The 19,162-nt window shown below is 35.3% G+C and carries 17 protein-coding genes, 1 pseudogene and 1 riboswitch; of the genes and pseudogenes, 12 read left to right on the top strand and 6 right to left on the bottom strand.

From position 1 onward, the window contains the following. Positions 1-71: 71 nt before the first annotated feature. The 3 genes and pseudogenes from K5S59_RS30715 to K5S59_RS15535 all read right to left on the bottom strand — a co-directional run bounded on the left by K5S59_RS30715 (position 72) and on the right by K5S59_RS15535 (position 2,136). Positions 72-878, bottom strand: a complete 807-nt coding sequence (locus tag K5S59_RS30715) for a methyl-accepting chemotaxis protein (RefSeq protein WP_483298343.1) — start codon at positions 876-878, stop codon at positions 72-74. Continuing rightward, a pseudogene (locus K5S59_RS30710) lies at positions 876-1,253 on the bottom strand (protoglobin family protein); the annotation flags it as partial. The pseudogene K5S59_RS30710 and the gene K5S59_RS30715, both read right to left, overlap by 3 nt. A gap of 250 nt (positions 1,254-1,503) precedes the next feature. Then, positions 1,504-2,136, bottom strand: a complete 633-nt coding sequence (locus K5S59_RS15535; protein ID WP_120451058.1) for a trimeric intracellular cation channel family protein — start codon at positions 2,134-2,136, stop codon at positions 1,504-1,506. A gap of 270 nt (positions 2,137-2,406) precedes the next feature. Here K5S59_RS15535 and K5S59_RS15530 point away from each other — a divergent pair, with 270 nt between their 5' ends. The 8 genes from K5S59_RS15530 to K5S59_RS15495 all read left to right on the top strand — a co-directional run bounded on the left by K5S59_RS15530 (position 2,407) and on the right by K5S59_RS15495 (position 11,810). Further along, entirely contained in the window at positions 2,407-3,813 is a 1,407-nt protein-coding gene (locus K5S59_RS15530; RefSeq protein ID WP_000947788.1) for an O-antigen ligase family protein, read from the top strand. A 77-nt stretch (positions 3,814-3,890) separates the two neighbouring features. After that, entirely contained in the window at positions 3,891-4,991 is a 1,101-nt protein-coding gene (locus tag K5S59_RS15525; protein WP_000865950.1) for a glycosyltransferase family 4 protein, read from the top strand. Positions 4,992-5,006: 15 nt separating this feature from the next. Beyond that, positions 5,007-5,747: a WecB/TagA/CpsF family glycosyltransferase gene (locus K5S59_RS15520; RefSeq protein ID WP_000453367.1), complete on the top strand. Its 741-nt coding sequence runs from the start codon at positions 5,007-5,009 to the stop codon at positions 5,745-5,747. Positions 5,748-6,038: 291 nt separating this feature from the next. Then, positions 6,039-7,238, top strand: coding sequence for an MFS transporter (locus tag K5S59_RS15515; protein WP_000521100.1), 1,200 nt, complete (start codon positions 6,039-6,041; stop codon positions 7,236-7,238). Between the two features lie 261 nt (positions 7,239-7,499). Continuing rightward, entirely contained in the window at positions 7,500-8,216 is a 717-nt protein-coding gene (locus K5S59_RS15510; protein ID WP_000698277.1) for a LytR/AlgR family response regulator transcription factor, read from the top strand. Between the two features lie 121 nt (positions 8,217-8,337). Then, the gene (cstA, locus tag K5S59_RS15505; protein ID WP_000854301.1) at positions 8,338-10,413 is read left to right on the top strand and encodes a carbon starvation protein CstA; all 2,076 of its coding nucleotides are present in this window, start codon (positions 8,338-8,340) and stop codon (positions 10,411-10,413) included. Then, positions 10,406-10,609, top strand: a complete 204-nt coding sequence (locus K5S59_RS15500) for a YbdD/YjiX family protein (RefSeq protein WP_000919823.1) — start codon at positions 10,406-10,408, stop codon at positions 10,607-10,609. Before cstA ends, K5S59_RS15500 begins: the two co-directional genes overlap by 8 nt. A gap of 145 nt (positions 10,610-10,754) precedes the next feature. Then, positions 10,755-11,810 carry a GGDEF domain-containing protein gene (locus K5S59_RS15495; protein ID WP_120451057.1) on the top strand — a complete coding sequence of 352 codons (1,056 nt, stop codon included), beginning with the start codon at positions 10,755-10,757 and terminating at the stop codon, positions 11,808-11,810. Between the two features lie 80 nt (positions 11,811-11,890). Here K5S59_RS15495 and pdxK read toward each other — a convergent pair whose 3' ends face one another. After that, positions 11,891-12,715 carry a pyridoxine/pyridoxal/pyridoxamine kinase gene (gene pdxK, locus K5S59_RS15490; protein ID WP_000174251.1) on the bottom strand — a complete coding sequence of 275 codons (825 nt, stop codon included), beginning with the start codon at positions 12,713-12,715 and terminating at the stop codon, positions 11,891-11,893. 134 nt (positions 12,716-12,849) lie between these two features. On the opposite strand from pdxK, the gene K5S59_RS15485 reads away from it, so the two are divergent. From K5S59_RS15485 to K5S59_RS15475, 3 genes are all read left to right on the top strand, one after another. Further along, positions 12,850-14,421, top strand: coding sequence for a GAF domain-containing sensor histidine kinase (locus K5S59_RS15485; RefSeq protein WP_000485087.1), 1,572 nt, complete (start codon positions 12,850-12,852; stop codon positions 14,419-14,421). Between the two features lie 20 nt (positions 14,422-14,441). After that, positions 14,442-15,089, top strand: coding sequence for a response regulator (locus K5S59_RS15480; protein WP_000695795.1), 648 nt, complete (start codon positions 14,442-14,444; stop codon positions 15,087-15,089). A 191-nt stretch (positions 15,090-15,280) separates the two neighbouring features. Next, on the top strand, positions 15,281-15,907 hold the full coding sequence (locus K5S59_RS15475) for an FMN-dependent NADH-azoreductase (protein ID WP_000246739.1): 627 nt from the start codon (positions 15,281-15,283) through the stop codon (positions 15,905-15,907). 62 nt (positions 15,908-15,969) lie between these two features. Here the strand turns inward: K5S59_RS15475 and K5S59_RS15470 are convergent, their stop codons facing one another. Continuing rightward, positions 15,970-16,641, bottom strand: coding sequence for a transcriptional regulator YeiL (locus tag K5S59_RS15470; protein ID WP_120451056.1), 672 nt, complete (start codon positions 16,639-16,641; stop codon positions 15,970-15,972). A 106-nt stretch (positions 16,642-16,747) separates the two neighbouring features. Here K5S59_RS15470 and K5S59_RS15465 point away from each other — a divergent pair, with 106 nt between their 5' ends. Then, the gene (locus K5S59_RS15465; RefSeq protein WP_120451055.1) at positions 16,748-17,443 is read left to right on the top strand and encodes a YjjG family noncanonical pyrimidine nucleotidase; all 696 of its coding nucleotides are present in this window, start codon (positions 16,748-16,750) and stop codon (positions 17,441-17,443) included. Positions 17,444-17,486: 43 nt separating this feature from the next. Here the strand turns inward: K5S59_RS15465 and K5S59_RS15460 are convergent, their stop codons facing one another. Next, the gene (locus K5S59_RS15460) at positions 17,487-18,716 is read right to left on the bottom strand and encodes a chloride channel protein (RefSeq protein ID WP_120451054.1); all 1,230 of its coding nucleotides are present in this window, start codon (positions 18,714-18,716) and stop codon (positions 17,487-17,489) included. 314 nt (positions 18,717-19,030) lie between these two features. Continuing rightward, a riboswitch (SAM riboswitch) is annotated at positions 19,031-19,135 on the top strand. The last annotated feature ends 27 nt before the right edge of the window (positions 19,136-19,162 follow it).

Genomic DNA, 19,162 nt, shown 5'->3' with positions numbered 1-19,162 from the left:
TTTTGTATGAATGGAAGATGAGGAATAAGAGTCAGCAGAGATGAAGAACCTCTACTGACATAAGCTTCACCCTATCGATTCAGTTCTAGTTGTAAACTATCAGCTGTTAGAGCCATTTTTGAGGAATCGTCTTGAATTCCTTTCATTACTTGTGAAATGGTTTCTAGCTCATTTTCAATTTTTTTATTCTGTTCTTTCGAGTTAGACATGTCTTTTACAATCTCCTGGAAGTATTGATCTGTTGCAGACATACTATCCGTTCCTTCAGATACGAGGGAGCTAATCTGTTTCACTGAAGAAGAGACACGAATAATTTGTTCATTTGTTTTTTCAACGAGCTTCGTAACGTTGAATATAGATTCTTTCGTTTGCTCCGATAACTTTCGAATCTCTCCAGCTACAACAGAAAAACCTTTGCCAAATTCCCCAGCACGCGCAGATTCAATTGCAGCGTTTAGTGCGAGCAAATTTGTTTGCTCTGCAATTGATTTGACAATATCTATAATCTCGTTAATTTTGTTAGAAATGTCGAGAAGTTCATGAGTATCTGTAATAATCGTTTCCATGTTTGTTTGAATGTATTCCATTCGTTTATTTTGCTGATTTAATTGTTCTTTCCCTTTATTCGCTTTTTCTTCTGATGTTGTAGCTAATGATGTACCTGTTTTGGCAATTTCTACAATAGTTTCAGATTTAGTGGTTAACTGTTGAATAGAAGCGCTCGTTTTTTCAGATACAGATGCTAATTCTGTTGCAATATGTGTAATGGTCATAGTTGTTAGTTCTTTTTCTTTTTCATGCTCTTTTTGTATTCTTTCATATTCAGATTCATAAGCTGCAATAACGAGTTCTTGTTCAAGGGTGAACAATTTGTTTATTACGTTTATAGAATAAGAGAAATCATCAATTGTTGTAATTTTTGTTTGCAAAATCTTCATGATAGAGCGGAATAATTCTTGATAAGCGGCTGTATACCATTTTCTATGTAAACCAATTTGTACATGTCTTTTGGCAATTCTAACGCGTTGTTCAATAAAATCTTCATGCATATCTCCGCTGAATAACTCTTTTATATGTGTTTTTAAAGTTTGCTTTAGTTTTGGAATAGAGCTATAACGTTCAATAATAGTAGTTAAATTAGGCTGCTTTGTAATATTTGCATAGAATTTTTCCGTGATCCAATCAATTTCTTCATAAATAAAGGGCTGTAGTACCTTTACGATTTGTAAATCTTCTTTTGAAATATGCAGCATATCCATTTGAATTTTTAGTTCAGAATTAGTAGGCACGTTAAAAGTGATTTGTTGATCCTTACTTAATTCAAGTATACTGGTGTTTGTTTTATTTGTATGTTTTTTAAAAACCCCAAGCATCGTTCTTCCCCCTGTGTATAAAGCGTTTTCATTTTTTAGTTCTAATATAATTATATATTTTTATATACAATTACTCTATATTAGTGTGTAGAATAGTATATAAATTAAGAGAATTCTATGCAGAATTCTCTTAATGGCCTTTATTAATTTTAGCATGTGTTTTAAAGAAAACTGGGAAATGTACATTATATATTACAGTGACAACACGAATAATGAATGTTACTAATAAACAGACATAGAAGGCTAATACGTGTGCCCCCATTGCATATGTGATTAGGAAACTAATTGCTCCTAAAATAGAAGCGATTGCGTAAATCTCTTTTCGGAATACGTAGGGGATATCTTGAGCACAAATGTCACGCAAAATACCGCCGCCAATACCTGTAATGACTCCCATTGAAACAACTAAAAATGAGGCGTCAACATGATGTGACATTGCCGCATTTGCACCAATAGCTGTAAAAACACCTAAGCCAACAGCATCAGAAAGCATAATGACGACTTGCAGTTTATTGATACGCTCAAAAAACATACAAGTAAATAATGCTGATAATACACTTACGAAAAAGTAAATGGGTTTAACAAATGCGACAGGAGGCAGGTTACCGATCATAATATCACGCAAAATACCGCCGCCGAGCGCTGTAGCTACAGCTAAACAAAGGACACCGAATAAATCTAAATCTTTTTTTAAACCAACTAATGTACCAGAAATAGCAGCGGCGATAATGCCAAGAAACGTAAATATGTCGATTAATAACATTGCTGTAATCCCTTCCTCCTAAAGATGTTCCAGAGAAAAAATATACACTAAAGTTATGTAAATAACAATGCATTTTCTTTACATGTAGAAAAAAAGAAAAAATGAGGAAAGAAAGCGCTTGAAAATGCAAATGTGCTTTTTTCTATAAGGTAAGGTTGGGGAGAAATGTGAGACGTTTAATTAAAAAATATATGTTATAATAAATATTTGAGATAAGAAAAAATATTAACAGTATAGATTGAAATTAGGTAATAGTTATGGAGGTTCTAGATGTTAAGCGAAAATAGTAAAAGTAATAAATTTGAAAATTTCCTATTAATCTTTATTTTGTTGCAACCAATTTTAGATTTGCTCACGGCATTCTGTATAATGGTTTTAAAAATTGATACGACCATTGGAGTTATTACACGCTTATTCGTTATGTTCCTAAGCGGAATATATATTTTAATTCAAACGAAGAAACAAGGAAATATAAAATATATATTGTATATAATTTTAGTAGGAATAGTCTTCACCATCGGATTGGTAAATAATAAACTTACAAAAGATCCTATGGTACTTTCAGAGGAAATTAAATTTATAGCAAAAGCATTATATCCGTTTGTTATGCTTACTTGTTATGTGTTTGTATTTAAGTCTTTAAAAGAAAAAAGCCATTCAAATTCAAAAATGCGTGACTATATTACGTATGCATCGCTAATTATAGGGGTAGTCATGGTAGCTTCGATTACTACTGGAACAGATTATAATAGTTATGAATGGGTAAAGTTAGGATCACGCGGCTGGTTTTATGCAGGTAACGAGCTAGGATCTATTTTAGCCATCATGTGTCCAATTGTTATTTTGTATTCAATTGAAAAAACAAAAAGTATAGGTAAAGCGTACTATTGGATTCCTTCCATTTTAGTTGTTTATTCATTATTTGCAATTGGGACAAAGGTTGGCGTAGGAGCAATCTTTGGATCAATGGCTATCGCAGTTGTTATGTGCTTTATTCAAGCATTTACACAGCGTAAAGATGGAAAGAAACATGCCTATTTATTAAATGGTTTCCTTGCAATAACTGTATTAGTAGGCATATTGGCATATACACCTTTTTCACCATTTATGAAAAATATGGGATTCCATTTCCAATTAATTGAACAAGAACAGAGTGCGAAAAAGGAAGAGAAAAAGAAGGAGGAAGCTAAAGAGCACAAACCTCCTGTGACAGAGCAAGAAAAAGAGAAAGAGAAAGCAAAAGAAAAAGTAGCAGAGAAAAAAGAAGAAACGCAAGCTCTTATTTTTAGTGGGCGTCAATTATTTGAACAGATGTATAAAGATTTCTATAATGAAGCCCCAATGTCTCAAAAATTATTAGGGATGGGTTATGCTGGTAACTATAAAGAACAGCCGAAATTAATTGAACGTGACTTCCACGATTGGTTCTATTCTTTCGGAATCATAGGGTTCGTTTTACTTGTAATTCCATTCTTATACTTCGGTATTAAATTTATTGCATGTATATTTACTAAATTTAAACAAATCTTCACAGTGAAATATGCAATGGTGATTGCAGCGATACTTCTAGGATTAGGTATCTCATTTATGGCTGGTCATATTTTAATTGCACCTGGAGTGAGTTTCTACTTAGTATTAATCATGGCATATTTAATAGTTGACTTGGAAATTGAATGATAGAAAAATAAAAGCTAGCATATGTTAGCTTTTATTTTGTTATAGTAAATAAAAAGAAAAAATGGGGGATGTAAGAAATGAAAGTGTTGCATATGAATGCTGGTGCAGAAGAAGGTGGGGGAAAAACACATATTATTTCACTTTTATCTCAATTTTCAAAGGAAGAAGTGGAATTAATGGTATTTGAAGAAGGTGCGATTGCTAGAGAGGCGAGAAACCTTGGTATTCAAGTGCATGTTTTTACCCAATCATCTCGGTACGACCTATCAATTCTTTCAAAAATAAAAGCATTTATTAATGAAAATCAATTTGACATTGTGCATACACATGGCGCACGAGCAAATTTCTATCTCTCCCTCTTGAAAAAAGGTATAAAAGCGAAATGGATAATGACTGTCCACAGTGATCCAACTTTGGATTTTATGAAGAGGGGATTAAAAGGATGGGTATTTACAAAGTTAAATTTACGTTCTTTCAGGAAGGTAGATTTATTCTTTGCAATTACGGAAAACTTTAAGAGAAACATAATAAAACTAGGTGTACCAGAAGAGAAAATTTGTACGGTTTATAATGGAATTGAGTATGATAGTACTCCAGCAAAACCTTATGATAAGAGTGAATTTGGCATCGATGAAGGAGTATTTACAGCCATTCAAGTAGCGCGTCTTCATCCTGTTAAAGGTCATGATATTTTATTTGAAGCATTACAAAAAATTAAGATTCCAAATATAAAGGTGCTTTTGCTTGGTGATGGTCCTATAGAAGCAGAATTAAAAGAGATGGTGAAACAAAAGGGCTTAGAGGATAAGGTGATGTTTCTAGGTTTTCGTACAGATTCAAAAGAATTATATGCATCTGCACACATTAATTTGTTAACCTCTTATAGCGAAAGCTTCCCTCTTGTTTTATTAGAAGCGGCTAATCAGCGCTTAACATCTATTGCAACAAATGTAGGTGATATGAAAAAGTTAATAGTTGATGATACGTATGGATGGATTGTACCGATTGGTGATGCAGATTCGTTAGCAAACGCGTTAGAAAATGCTTATGAGAAATGGTTGAATGGTGAATTAGAAGCGATGGGAAATCGTTTATATAATCACGCATCTACTCATTTTTCGCTAAAGAATTTGTATGAAGATACTTATAATGCATATAAAAAACTTTTACTGAAATAGAGAGGATAGTTAATCATGGAAGTAAAAACGGTTGATATTCTAGGTGTTCCCTTTTCTACAATGACAATGGATGAAACGATTCAATATTTGAAGGGACAACTAGAATTGGAGCGAACTCATACTTTTCAGGTCGTAACAGCGAATCCTGAAATTGTTATGTGTGCAAAAAAGGATGAGTCATTCCATAAAACATTATTAAATACAGATTTAATTACACCTGATGGTATTGGAGTTGTAAAAGCAAGTGGTATGTTAGGTACACCTGTAAAGGAACGTGTAGCAGGTTTTGATTTAATGTGTAATTTATTTGCCAAGTTATCAGAGGAGAATAAACCTGTATCTGTTTTCTTACTTGGTGCAAAACCGCATGTTGTACAAGCTGCAGCAGATCATTTAACGAAGACGTATTCAGCTGTATCTATTGTGGGTATACAAGATGGGTATTTTAAACAAGAAGAAGAAGAGAATATCGTTTCTCGTATTCAAGAAGCAAAACCAGATTTATTACTTGTCGCACTGGGTTTTCCGAGACAAGAGAACTTTATCCAAACTAATAAGCATCGTTTAGAAACGAAGATGGCTGTTGGAGTGGGCGGAAGTTTAGACGTATGGGCTGGAGAGGTAAAACGTGCACCGAAATGGATTCAAACGATTAACTTAGAGTGGTTTTATAGATTATGTAGTAACCCAACGCGCTGGCGTCGTCAGTTAGTATTAGCGGAATTTTTAAAAGAAGTAATGCGTTCGAAAAAGTAGCGGAATATCGCTACTTTTTTATTTGGCCATTTTTAATAAAGAGAGGTTTTGTTCATCCGCCACTGATTGTTAGTTCTCACTAATCGGACGTTTAATGGCAGTTGGTCTTCAATTTAACCTCTTTGCTTCAGCTGAATTTTGAGGTGGAAGTCTTACAGCCCTCAAATAGTGTGATAAGTATTTTACTTTTGGGGAATGATGAAGGAGAATTTTTTGAACGAAAGTATTTTACTTATACAATTCACACATGTAAAATGATGTGTAAAGACAGCTGTGTAAGGAGGACTTCTTATGGGCAAGGTGAAAGAAATTTCGAAGCGGAAGCTACTTGGTATAGCAGGGCTTGGGTGGTTATTTGATGCAATGGATGTTGGAATGCTTTCATTTGTAATGGTAGCATTGCAAAAAGATTGGGGATTAAGTACGCAGGAAATGGGCTGGATAGGCAGCATTAATTCAATTGGTATGGCAGTCGGAGCGCTCGTTTTTGGAATACTATCAGATAAAATAGGGCGGAAATCAGTCTTTATTATTACATTATTACTATTTTCTATCGGTAGTGGTTTAACTGCTTTAACGACGACACTTGCGATGTTCCTTGTGTTACGATTTTTAATTGGTATGGGGCTTGGTGGAGAGCTTCCAGTTGCTTCTACATTAGTATCAGAGAGCGTTGAAGCACATGAACGCGGCAAAATAGTTGTGCTATTAGAAAGCTTTTGGGCAGGTGGATGGCTAATTGCAGCTCTTATCTCGTATTTTGTAATTCCGAAATATGGTTGGGAAGTTGCAATGGTATTGAGCGCGGTTCCGGCACTATATGCTTTATATTTAAGATGGAATTTACCAGATTCTCCGAGATTCCAAAAGGTTGAAAAAAGGCCGTCCATTATTGAAAATATAAAGTCAGTTTGGTCTGGGGAATATCGTAAGGCCACAATTATGTTATGGATTCTATGGTTTTGTGTTGTCTTTTCCTATTATGGAATGTTCCTTTGGTTACCTAGTGTAATGGTATTAAAAGGATTTAGTTTAATAAAAAGTTTCCAGTACGTACTTATTATGACGTTAGCTCAATTGCCAGGATATTTCACGGCCGCTTGGTTTATTGAACGACTTGGTCGTAAGTTTGTTTTAGTTACGTATTTAATCGGTACAGCGTGTAGTGCTTATTTGTTTGGTGTGGCGGAGTCATTAACAGTATTAATCATAGCAGGCATGTTACTATCCTTCTTTAATTTAGGTGCTTGGGGTGCATTATATGCTTATACACCGGAACAGTATCCAACGGCTATTCGTGGTACAGGTGCAGGGATGGCAGCGGCATTCGGTCGTATTGGTGGTATTCTTGGGCCGCTATTAGTAGGATATTTAGTTGCTTCACAGGCTTCTTTATCACTAATATTTACGATTTTCTGTGGATCAATTTTAATTGGCGTAGTTGCTGTAATTGTACTTGGGCAAGAAACGAAGCAGCGAGAATTAGTATAGGGTGAGGGGTTTATCTATCACTGATTATTAGCCAGCACCAATTGTGTTTTTGGGGCAGTAAAACTCCGCCTGCATTTCTTCGCATTCAGTGAGTTTTACTACCTACAAATAATGGAATAAAAGGGCAGGGGGAACCGTCGTGGTTTCCTTTTTTCTGTTTTTTTAGATAAATAATGGTATAGTAAGAAAAAGGGAATGTTTCTTATAAAAGCGAATGTATACAACAGGACATATGGACAAAAGAATTAGGTGGTTGAAGAAATGAAAATTTTACTGATCATGGAAGAAGTAGATGAGCGAAGAAGTTTAGCTGAAAAATTCACTGAAAATATAAAGAATGTAGAATGTTTTGAAGCGAATACAGGAACAGAATCATTATTTATCATGAAAAAGCATACACCAGATTTTGTTTTCTTGAATTCAAAATTACTAGATGGAACTGGTTTTGAATATGCGAGTTTATTACGGGAAGTAAATTGTTATACGAAATTGATTTTTATGGGTGAAGATATAGAAGAGTCGATTACGGCATTTCGTTTTCAAGCATTCTATTATTTACTACGCCCATTTCGTGAGGAAGATTTGCAATTCCTTTTATATAGAATGTGTAAAGAGCAAGGCGAGAAAGCAAAGAGTTATTTGCGAAAACTACCGATAGAAGGTCAAGAGGGGATTAGATATATTTTCCCTGAAGATATTGTATATATAAGCAAAAATAAGGAAAACAAAACGGTTTCAATTTATACAACGAATAATCAGTATATTTCAACATATACACTTCAGGAGCTGGAAAATAAGTTAAATACATATGATTTTTTACGCGTACATAAAAGTTATTTAATTAATATGTCATATGTACAAGAACTAAAACCTTATTATAATGGCACATATAATCTGTATTTAGATAAATATGATGAGCAACCGATTCCAGTTAGTCGTAATTACGTGAAACGACTTCGAAATAAAATTGAATTATAGCAGATAATGCGAAATTTTTAACATGATAAACTAAAAATCCTTCATGATAGGGAGGATTCAAATTAAATATTCAGAAAATTTAGTACAATCCCACTAAGCAATAGTATTGGGGGGATTGTATGTGAAAACATTGAAGTCGATTTTACTTTGGGGAGTTATTGCAGCAGTAGGAGCAGGTGCTTTTGGTGTAATAGCTTTATCACAAGGTGAAACTATTAATGCCGTGTGGCTCTTAGTAGCTGCGGTATGTGTATATGCAGTTGCTTATCGCTTTTATAGTAGATTTATAGCGAGAAAGGTATTCGGTTTAGATAATAATCGGCAAACGCCAGCCCATACATTAAACGATGGAAAAGATTATGTTCCGACAAATAAGTGGGTATTATTTGGACATCATTTTGCAGCTATTGCTGGGGCAGGCCCTTTAGTAGGACCGATTTTGGCGGCACAAATGGGGTATTTACCAGGGACAATATGGATTATTGTTGGGGTAGTTGTCGCTGGGGCTGTGCAAGATTTTGTAATTTTATTTGCTTCAATGAGACGGAATGGTAAATCTTTAGGGGAAATGATTAAAGATGAGATTGGTCCTGTTACAGGGCTTATTGCAATGATAGGTATTTTAGGCATTATGATTATTTTATTAGCGGTATTAGCATTAGTAGTAGTAAAGGCACTTGTAGGAAGTCCTTGGGGAATGTTTACGATAGCAGCAACAATTCCTATCGCTATTTTAATGGGAGTGTACATGCGCTACATTAGGCCTGGCCGGGTTGGTGAAGGATCAGTAATCGGAATTATTCTACTTATACTGTCTCTTATTGGAGGACAGTATGTGGCAGAACATCCAACGCTTGCAAGTATGTTCACGTTTAGTGGTGAAACGATTGCTATTATGCTTATTGTATATGGATTTATCGCATCGGCATTACCAGTTTGGATGCTATTAGCACCACGTGATTATTTAAGCACATTTTTAAAAGTCGGAACAATTGTTGGATTAGCAATAGGTATTTTAATTGTAGCACCAGATTTACAAATGCCAGCAGTTTCGAAATTTATCGATGGAACAGGTCCTGTTTTCTCTGGAAACTTATTCCCATTCTTATTTATTACAATTGCTTGTGGTGCGGTGTCTGGATTCCATGCTCTCGTTTCATCAGGCACGACACCAAAAATGATTGAACAAGAGGGACACGCACAGCCGATCGGTTATGGGGCAATGTTAATGGAGTCATTTGTAGCGGCGATGGCGATGATTGCAGCTTGTGTATTAACACCAGGAACTTATTTTGCGATTAATAGTCCCGCAGCACTTATCGGTACGGATGTCTCGCAGGCAGCTCAAGTTATTTCTTCATGGGGATTTGCTATTACACCAAATGAACTAAAAGATCTCGCTGTAAACGTTGGAGAGCAAACGATTTTATCACGTACAGGTGGCGCACCAACGTTAGCGATAGGTATGGCATATATTTTCTCACAAGTAATAGGTGGAACGGCCATGATGGCCTTTTGGTATCATTTTGCGATCCTCTTTGAAGCGCTATTCATTTTAACAACGATTGATGCTGGAACGCGTGTAGGCCGATTTATGATTCAAGATATTTTAGGGCATGTATATAAGCCATTTGGGAAAACGGATTCTACATTAGCGAATGTAATAGCTACAACATTATGTGTATTAGGATGGGGTTATTTCTTATACCAAGGGGTAGTAGATCCGCTTGGTGGAATTAATACATTATGGCCACTCTTCGGTATTGCAAACCAAATGTTAGCAGGTATTGCATTATTACTTGGAACGACCATTTTGTTCAAAATGGGGAAAAAGGCATATGTTTGGGTGACACTTATTCCAACTGTCGGATTGCTTATTGTAACGATGACGGCGGGTTATCAAAAGCTATTTCATGAAAATCCTAAAATAGGATTTCTATCTCATGCAAAGGTGTTTCAAGGAGCATTAGATGAGGGGAAAGTGTTAGCACCAGCTAAAAACGTCGCTCAAATGAAGCAAATTATTTTCAATGATTATATTGATGCAGCGCTTTGCGGGATTTTTATGATAGTTGTAATTGCTGTATTAATTTCTGCAATTCGAATTTGGATTCAAGTATTAAGAAATAAGCCAATGCCGCTAAAAGAGGCACCATATATACCTAGAGACGAAAGTGAGTCGAGGAACTATGCTTAAACGATTACGACAAGTATGGGGACAAAGAAAACACTTTATTAGTTTACTTGTTGGGGTACCAAGCTATGAAACATATGTAGAGCATATGAAAAAGCATCATCCAGAGGAAGAAGTTTTATGCCAAAAACAGTTTTTTGCAGAAGCGCAAGAAGCTAGGTTTAACGCAAAGGGTGGGAAGATATCACGGTGTTGTTAATAAAAAGGGCGAATTCTCGCCCTTTTTATTTTTTGCTGTTTCACGTGGAACAGCAAAAAATAAATAAAAAGCTTTGGGAATTATAGGTATCTCGTATACAATAAAATAAGGAAAGGGATAGATAGAAAAGTAGGGAGATTATTTTATGTTCAGGGATTTATTTGTAAACACAACAATTATTCTTTCCTTTATTTTTGTTGGAGGTCAGATTTTAAGAGATAGGCCGTTAAAAGAAGAGTTTTCTCTTTGGCAGAAATGTGTAGTAGGTATGCTTACTGGAATATTAAGTGTACTATTGATGCATTTTGGTGTACATATTGAGGATATTATGTTGGATCTACGTTATTTGGCTGTTATTTTAGCAATTATAATCGGAGGTCCGATAGCTAGTAGTATAACAGTTACTATTATTTTAATTACCCGATTATTTTTTACCGAGTACTCTTTAGCCTCTGAATTGGCTTGTTATAGTATTGTATTAATAGGTGTTGGAGTTGTTTTTATTTGGCGGATGAAAGCTTCTATATTTACAAGATGGATCTGGTTTAATGTATATAGTTTATCTGTTTTAGTAGTGCCACTTTCTATTTTATTTAAGGATATGTCTATCGTATCATTATATGTAGTTTGTAGTGGTGTTGCAGCATATATCACATTTATAAGCGCAAATTATGTATTGCAATCCAATGAGTTATTTCAAACGATGAAGCAATATGCAACGATAGATGCGCTGACAGGTTTAGGAAACGTAAGACAGTTTGATTTAGAAATGAATCGTCATATTGGGAGTAAGCGTATGAAAAATGATTCACTTTGTTTACTACTTATAGATATTGATCACTTTAATTGTGTAAATGATACGTTTGGGCATCCTGCAGGAGACGAAGTGTTAAAACAAATGGGATGTATTTTAAGAGAAATTTCACCGTTTCCAGACTTTTCCTTTCGGAAGGGTGGAGAGGAGTTCGCACTTTTGATACCAAAGAAGGGATTAGCTTATGGAATGCGTACAGGGGAACAAGTTCGCACAGCTGTTGAAAACCATCCATTTCAATTGTTAAATGGAACAAAAATAAAAATTACAGTTTCAGTAGGTATTTCAGTGTATGAAGAATCACCAGAGCAATTTATTCAAGCTGCTGATGATGCATTATATTACTCCAAAAGAAATGGTAGAAATCAAGTTAGTTCTGCATCTTAAAGATAAGATGACCAGAAGATCTTATAAAAAAACCCACAGAGAGGGAATATATAAACTCTGTGGTTTTTTTTATTTATAGATTAGACAAGTTCTTTTGATGCAACGAATTTACGATATGCACCGTGATGTGTTGGGCCTACGTATTCGTTGATCTTGAATGAATAACGGATAGCAGCTGTAATAAACTCTTTCGCAGTTTTTACTGCTTCTTTCACAGGTTTTCCTTTTGCAAGTTCTGCTGTAATTGCAGCAGAATATGTACAACCTGCGCCGTGTGTATTTGTTGTATCGATTTTTTCTGATTCTAAAAGATCGAATGTTTCTCCATCATATAGGACGTCGATTGCAGTTTCCGTACCAAGCTTGCTACCGCCTTTAATTAGGACGTATTTCGCACCTAAAGCGTGGATTTTTTTCGCCGCTTCTTTCATGTCTTCAAGAGAATTAATCTTTACGCCACTTAGTTGGTAAGCTTCAAATAAGTTTGGTGTTACAACTAATGCCTTTGGAACAAGAACGTCACGTAAGCAATCGTTCGTTTCAGGATGTAATGCTTCATCAGCACCTTTACATACCATAACTGGATCAACTACTACATTTTTGAAATTATGTTTTTCGATTGTTTCTGCAACCATTTCAATAATTTCTACTGATCCCAGCATACCTGTTTTTAAAGCATCTACGCCAACACCTTCAATTGTTGTTTCTAACTGTGGTTTTAATGTAGAAGCCGGGATTGGGAATACGTTATGTGCCCAACCGTTATGTGGATCCATCGTTACGATTGTCGTAAGAGATGTCATTCCGTATACACCAAGTTCTTGGAATGTTTTTAAATCTGCTTGTATACCAGCACCGCCACTTGTGTCAGAACCAGCGATAGTAAGTGCTTTATTTAATGTCATTATGAAAGCCCCCTCAAGTGATATAATGAAAACTATGTTTTCACCATTATATCAATGTTACGAATAAGTACAAAGTGAAAAGTAGATGATTTATTTTAGGAGCTATTGAAAATCTTGTATGTAGGAGACGAATTATGTTTCAAGAGAATCGTACAAATGAATTAGTTATATTAAAAGAGATTGCAGAGACGTTGAACACTTCAAATGATACATATCATGTGCTGCAAGCTGTGTTGGAAAAACTATTGAATGTAACGGGTTTAACGACAGGATGGATATTTCTTGCGGATGAAAATGGTAGATATACAAAATTAATTGATTATCAATTACCAGAGGGATTGAGATTTGAAAATAAACGACCGATGTGTGAGGGGAATTGCTGGTGTTTACACCGATTTGTGGAAGGTAAACTAGAGAAAGCCGTTAATATTATTGAATGTAAGAGAATTAATAATGCGATTGAATATAACTGGGGAGATACAGAAGGGATTGTGCATCATGCGACAGTGCCGCTAAAAGCAGGGGGAGATGAATTTGGCGTATTAAATGTGGCTAGCCCAGGTAAAACGTATTTTTCTGAAGAAGAATTAGTGTTATTACAATCAGTTGCTTTCCAAATTGGAACAGCATTAAAACGTACAAAATTGTATGAGAATGAAAAGAGAAGGGCTCATTATTATGTAAAGTTAGAACGTTTTATTCAAGCTTTAAGGACGATTCATAAATTTAATGCATTGCCTGAGGAGATTGTAAAACAAATAGGGAAGTTATTTCTATGGGAGCAAGTTGTATTTTTTATTAGAGAAGAAAATGAGCTTGCTGTAAGAGCTTCGTATAAGATAGATGAGTTGCAAGAGGATTTGAAGTCAGCGGCACAGGAAGCGCTAAAAAAAGAAGAACCTGTTTTGTTAAAGAGTCAGGTTGGGAATATCGTACATCCTAATCGTGCAGTTATTGCCATTCCCATACATATTCAAAATCATATGTTTGGCGTATTAAGTGTAAGTTCGAATAATGGAGAATTTGATATAAATACGATAGATGTAGTACAGGCGTTAGCAAACCATATATCTTTAATGATAGAGAACTTAAGGTTAAACGAAAAGCGCCGAGAACTTGTACGAATGGAAGAACGTAATCGTTTAGCAAGAGATTTGCATGATTCTGTTTCACAAAAGTTGTTTTCATTAACTTTTATGACGAAAGGCGCCGAAGCTGTCTTAAAGGGGAAAAACGAAAAGGTAGATCAGTCTTTGCATGAGATACGTGAGTTATCGCAAGGTGCCTTAAAAGAAATGAGGACGTTAATTTGGCAACTACGTCCAGCAGGATTAGAGAAAGGACTATTACCAGCTTTAAAACAATATGGCGAAAGTTTGGGATTGAGAATTCGGGAACAAGTTACAGGTGTTCGTGATTTGCCGCGCGTAGTAGAGGAAGCACTATGGCGAATTGGACAAGAGGCTTTAAATAACGTAAGTAAACATGCGAATGTCAGAGAAGCAACGATTTATTTCAAAGTGACGGAGAAGAATGTATCATTAGAAATAGTCGATCAAGGAAACGGCTTTGTAGAAAAGGATATAAAAGAGAAGAAATCACTTGGTATGACTACTATGCGCGAAAGAGTAGAATTAGTTGGTGGAACAATTAAAATTATAAGTGATAAGAAAAGAACAAGTGTAAAAGTAAACGTACCATTATGATGTGAAAATGAGGGAAGTTCGTGAAAATAAAAGTATTGTTAGTTGATGATCATACAGTCGTTTTAAAGGGATTAGCATTTTTCTTAAGTACACAGGAAGATTTAGCGTTAGTTGGAGAAGCAAATAACGGGAAAGAAGCATTAGTGAAAGTAGGGGAGACAAATCCTGATGTGGTGCTAATGGATTTATATATGCCCGAAATGGATGGTGTCGAGGCAACGACGTGCATCAAAAAAGAATATCCAAATGTGAAAGTAATTGTATTAACCAGCTTTTCTGATCAGGCGCATGTTTTACCGGCGTTAAGGGCGGGAGCAAGCGGCTATATTTTAAAAGATGTAGAACCGGATCAGCTTGTTGAAGCTATTCGAAGCGCATATAAAGGTAATATTCAATTACATCCGGATATAGCAAATACTCTTCTCTCTCAAACATTACCCGTGGAAGAAAAGGAAGAAGAATCTTCTATTCAAGTGGATGTGCTAACGGCGAGAGAAAATGAAGTGTTGCAGCTATTAGCGAAAGGAATGAGTAATAAAGAGATCGCATCTGTTTTAGTTATTACAGAAAAAACGGTAAAAGCTCATGTAAGTAGTATTTTGAGTAAGTTGAATTTATCTGATCGCACGCAAGCGGCATTATATGCAGTTAAAAATGGAATTGTATAAGACAAAAGTCGTAAGACCTAGTTCGCCTTTAGAAGGTGGACTTTTTTTATGGAAAAATACGTCTATGTGAGGACGAAATTGTATTGATATAAAGATAAAATATGTTTGTAAGCAACAAAACAACAATTACAAGGGATACCTTTTTTGAAAGCATATAACAACAGAAGAGTGTGTATTAGGAGGAAGAAATAATGGCAACAGTTTTATTTGTAAAAGCAAACAACCGCCCAGCGGAACAAGCAGTTAGTGTAAAATTATACGAGGCATTTTTAGCAAACTATAAAGAAGCAAATCCAAATGATACAGTAGTAGAACTTGATTTATATAAAGAAGAATTACCATATGTAGGCGTAGATATGATTAATGGTACATTCAAAGCAGGTAAAGGATTTGATTTAACTGAAGAGGAAGCAAAAGCAGTAGCAGTTGCTGATAAGTATTTAAATCAATTTTTAGAAGCTGATAAAGTTGTTTTCGGTTTCCCATTATGGAACTTAACAATCCCAGCAGTATTGCACACATATATTGATTATTTAAACCGAGCTGGAAAAACGTTTAAATATACGCCAGAAGGTCCAGTTGGTCTAATTGGAGATAAGAAGATTGCATTATTAAACGCGCGCGGTGGTGTGTATTCTGAAGGTCCAGCAGCTGAAGTAGAAATGGCTGTTAAATATGTAGCAAGCATGATGGGCTTCTTCGGTGCAACAAACATGGAAACAGTAGTTATTGAAGGACATAATCAATTCCCAGATAAAGCAGAAGAGATTATTACAGCGGGTCTTGAAGAAGCAGCTAAAGTAGCAAGCAAATTTTAATTGAAAATAGAATCGTCACTCGAAAAAAGCAGCATTAACGTATAAACGTTAATGCTGCTTTTTTATATTTTAAGTTCGCCAGCCAGTCTTTCCAATTGCATTCGATCTTGTATATAATAGGTTCTTCCGTCTTTTTTTAAGTAATTTTGCTGGCAAAACTGGTTTAATACATATAAGAGGTGACGGTAGCTGACATTTAAATATTCCGAAGCCTCGGTATGCTTTTCTATATAACTGTTATTCTGTTCTGTTAATAGAATAAACGCTGCTAATCGATTTTCGAACGGATAACTATTGTTTTTGGCGTAACTTTCTGTTCGGGTAATTGTTTTTTCGCCGATAAATTTGCATAGTTTCTGTAGAAAGATAGCATCTTGCAATAAAAGATGCTGACAATCTTTAAGAGGGAGCGCCAAGCAAATACAATCTTCAATCACTTCCACCGTTTTCGTAACGGATTCTACGCCGATTAACCCTAATTCCCCAATGAACGAAGGTGCTTGAATAAAGTTAATTAAGGAAATCCTCCCATTTTTGTGACTCATATATATTTTCGCTTTCCCGGAAATTAAGTAATAAAGATAAGGAACATCAACGCCTTCATTACATATCCTTTCTTTCTTTTGAAAGGAATGTAGTTCAGCATATGGTAAGACATCAAAAGAAAAAAGAGTATGGAAGTTGTAAGTTTGCACGTAATGAGAGATTTCTTCGCTATTTTTGCTGACTTTCATATTTTCACCTCCTGTTTAGTATGAGATATCTCCTATTATTTTTACAAGAAAGAATGATACGATTTATGTAAATTTATTTTTGTAGAAAAGAGAGTGTGAGGGGTTTATGAAAAAATATAAAACACTGCTATTTGATGTAGATGATACATTGTTAGATTTTCAGAAGGCGGAGAAAATGGCATTACGTATGCTGTTTGAAGAGAACGGTATCCCTCTAACTAGTGAGGTGCAAGGGCGGTATAAAAAAATTAATAAAAGTCTTTGGGATGCTTTTGAAGAAGGTAAAATAAACCGTGATGAAGTCGTAAATACACGGTTTTCAATTTTGTTTAAAGAATACGGGGAAGAAGTAGATGGGATATTATTCGAAAATAATTATCGTAGCTACTTAGAAGAAGGAGACCAACTTATGCAAGGTGCGTTTGAATTTATAAATCGAATTCACAGTGAGTATGATTTATATATAGTGACAAACGGTATTTCTAAGACGCAAGATAAACGTTTACGTAATGCAGGATTACACGCCTTGTTTCAAGATATTTTTGTTTCAGAAGATACAGGATTCCAAAAGCCGATGAAAGAGTATTTTGATTATGTTTTCGAACGAATTCCTAATTTTGCTCCTGAAGAAGGGCTCATTATTGGAGATTCGTTAAGTGCTGATATGAAAGGTGGATATGTAGCCGGAATTGATACTTGTTGGTTTAATCCAGAAAAGAAATTAAATGATAGCGGGATTGTGCCGACATATGAAGTGGGAAATTTTGAAGATTTATACGCACTATTGAAGCAACGTGTGTAATAAAAATAGGCAGTGGAAGTTTTGTCCCTACTGCCTATTTTTATTAGCTTGTAGCTTCGTTATTTTTAGGAAGTGGAAATGCATTACCAATCGCTGCCGCTCCAAGCATCGGTAATAGTAAATTGAGCGGGAAAAACATGAGTAATAGTAATGTTATTGCAATTGGTTTTCTTAATGCATAGCTTGAAATTGCTGTTGTGACGATGGCTACCGAAGCAATTGGATCTATAGGGATAATGGACGCTATAGCATATCCGATACTAGATCCAGCAAATATAATTGGGAAAATGTGTCCACCGCGCCAACCTGTATTTAAACAAACGGCAGTAATACATAATTTTAAAACTCCTGAAAGAAGTAATACCCAGAAGGATAAGTGGGTCCATTCCACGACTAAATCTTTTAATTGGTGTTCTCCTGAAAATAACGTGTACGGGAGGAAAGTTCCTGTAATTCCTAATAAAATACCACCGATAATACCAAGTGATAGTTTGTATTCTTTTAAGGGATGGATTAATTTCTCTAATGTGAACTCTAATTTGAAATAAAAGAATCCAACTATAGCACCAATACTGGCAAGTGGGAGAAAGGCAATCCATTCATTAAGAGAAAGAGAACCTTTTCCGAAATCAACGATAAAGGATCCGCGATTATCGAATTTACTAAGTAATAAATAAATGGAAAAACCAGCGAAAGTAGTAGCTAAATATACAATTGCTTTTTTTCCTTTAGAAAATTCGTTAATTTGGTCACCCTCATTTTCATTTGGAGCTAAATAACCGAATAGCGGCGCGTTAAAAATTACACTTAAAGTAGCGCCAATTCCAATCTCTGTTAGTTCATTCATTCCTTTTAAGGCGAATGTAAAGCGATCCCCTACCCATGTACAAAGTCCACCGATAATTCCAACAAGTGCTGCTTCGGGACCTAAGCTAGCACCAAATATTAAAACGATAATTGCAGTTAAAGTAGCTTTATGTACAAAACGGTATTCAATTCTACCTGTTTTTTTATATTCACCCATTACTTCCGGCATAAGACGTGGATATGTGCCGAAGTATTTTTGTGTTAAACCAACGAGAATACCACCGATAGTTGTTACACAAATAGTGTAATACGGGGGAGAAGAGAAGATTGTAGGTAAGTATCCCCAAATAAAGTGAATGCCGATATTTATTGTAACTAAAAATAGCCAGACTGTTGCTCCTACTATAGAGCCTAAAAGAATGCCGTATAGGACGAGTATATAGTGCATGTCCTTTGTGTTTGTCATGTTATACCTCCGTTATGTAAGTGTTAATGTCGAAAGAATTAAATATGCTCCTGTGAAATGAATATGTATAGTATCTTTTTGAGGGGTTGGTTTATTCAATATATTGAGGTATCGTGAGAATTTGAAATCTATACGGTTAAACCACTTATTTAATTTTATATAGTAATCGTGGGTTTTAAAAGGTCTTTTTCAAATGGATATGGAATATATTTCTTTTGTTATGCATGTCAAATTCTTTGTGGTTAATTTAGAACATTCAGAAAAACTGATTGACATTAGGAAATTATTGCTATAAAATCAACGGTAATTGCATAGTCTTATCAAGAAAAGGTGGAGGGACAGGCCCGATGAAACCTTGGCAACAGCCGTATAACGGAATTGTGCCAAATCCTGCAGGTAATAATCCTGAAAGATAAGAAAGAGCCTTTAGAGCGTGTTTTCAAACT

The sequence above is a fragment of the Bacillus sp. BML-BC051 genome (assembly GCF_019656175.1).
In the GTDB taxonomy this organism is placed as follows: domain Bacteria; phylum Bacillota; class Bacilli; order Bacillales; family Bacillaceae_G; genus Bacillus_A; species Bacillus_A mobilis.
The sequence above is the reverse complement of the archived record's forward strand: the minus strand, read 5'-3'. Positions and strand labels throughout refer to the sequence as shown.

Coding starts and splice junctions, on each gene's coding strand:
- K5S59_RS15485 (WP_000485087.1), top strand. CDS start 12,850: ATGTTTCAAGAGAATCGTACAAATGAATTAGTTATATTAAAAGAGATT.
- K5S59_RS15530 (WP_000947788.1), top strand. CDS start 2,407: ATGTTAAGCGAAAATAGTAAAAGTAATAAATTTGAAAATTTCCTATTA.
- K5S59_RS15470 (WP_120451056.1), bottom strand. CDS start 16,641: ATGAAAGTCAGCAAAAATAGCGAAGAAATCTCTCATTACGTGCAAACT.
- K5S59_RS15535 (WP_120451058.1), bottom strand. CDS start 2,136: ATGTTATTAATCGACATATTTACGTTTCTTGGCATTATCGCCGCTGCT.
- K5S59_RS15465 (WP_120451055.1), top strand. CDS start 16,748: ATGAAAAAATATAAAACACTGCTATTTGATGTAGATGATACATTGTTA.
- K5S59_RS15520 (WP_000453367.1), top strand. CDS start 5,007: ATGGAAGTAAAAACGGTTGATATTCTAGGTGTTCCCTTTTCTACAATG.
- pdxK (WP_000174251.1), bottom strand. CDS start 12,715: ATGACATTAAATAAAGCACTTACTATCGCTGGTTCTGACACAAGTGGC.
- K5S59_RS15460 (WP_120451054.1), bottom strand. CDS start 18,716: ATGACAAACACAAAGGACATGCACTATATACTCGTCCTATACGGCATT.
- K5S59_RS15510 (WP_000698277.1), top strand. CDS start 7,500: ATGAAAATTTTACTGATCATGGAAGAAGTAGATGAGCGAAGAAGTTTA.
- K5S59_RS15515 (WP_000521100.1), top strand. CDS start 6,039: ATGGGCAAGGTGAAAGAAATTTCGAAGCGGAAGCTACTTGGTATAGCA.
- K5S59_RS15500 (WP_000919823.1), top strand. CDS start 10,406: ATGCTTAAACGATTACGACAAGTATGGGGACAAAGAAAACACTTTATT.
- K5S59_RS15495 (WP_120451057.1), top strand. CDS start 10,755: ATGTTCAGGGATTTATTTGTAAACACAACAATTATTCTTTCCTTTATT.
- K5S59_RS15475 (WP_000246739.1), top strand. CDS start 15,281: ATGGCAACAGTTTTATTTGTAAAAGCAAACAACCGCCCAGCGGAACAA.
- K5S59_RS15525 (WP_000865950.1), top strand. CDS start 3,891: ATGAAAGTGTTGCATATGAATGCTGGTGCAGAAGAAGGTGGGGGAAAA.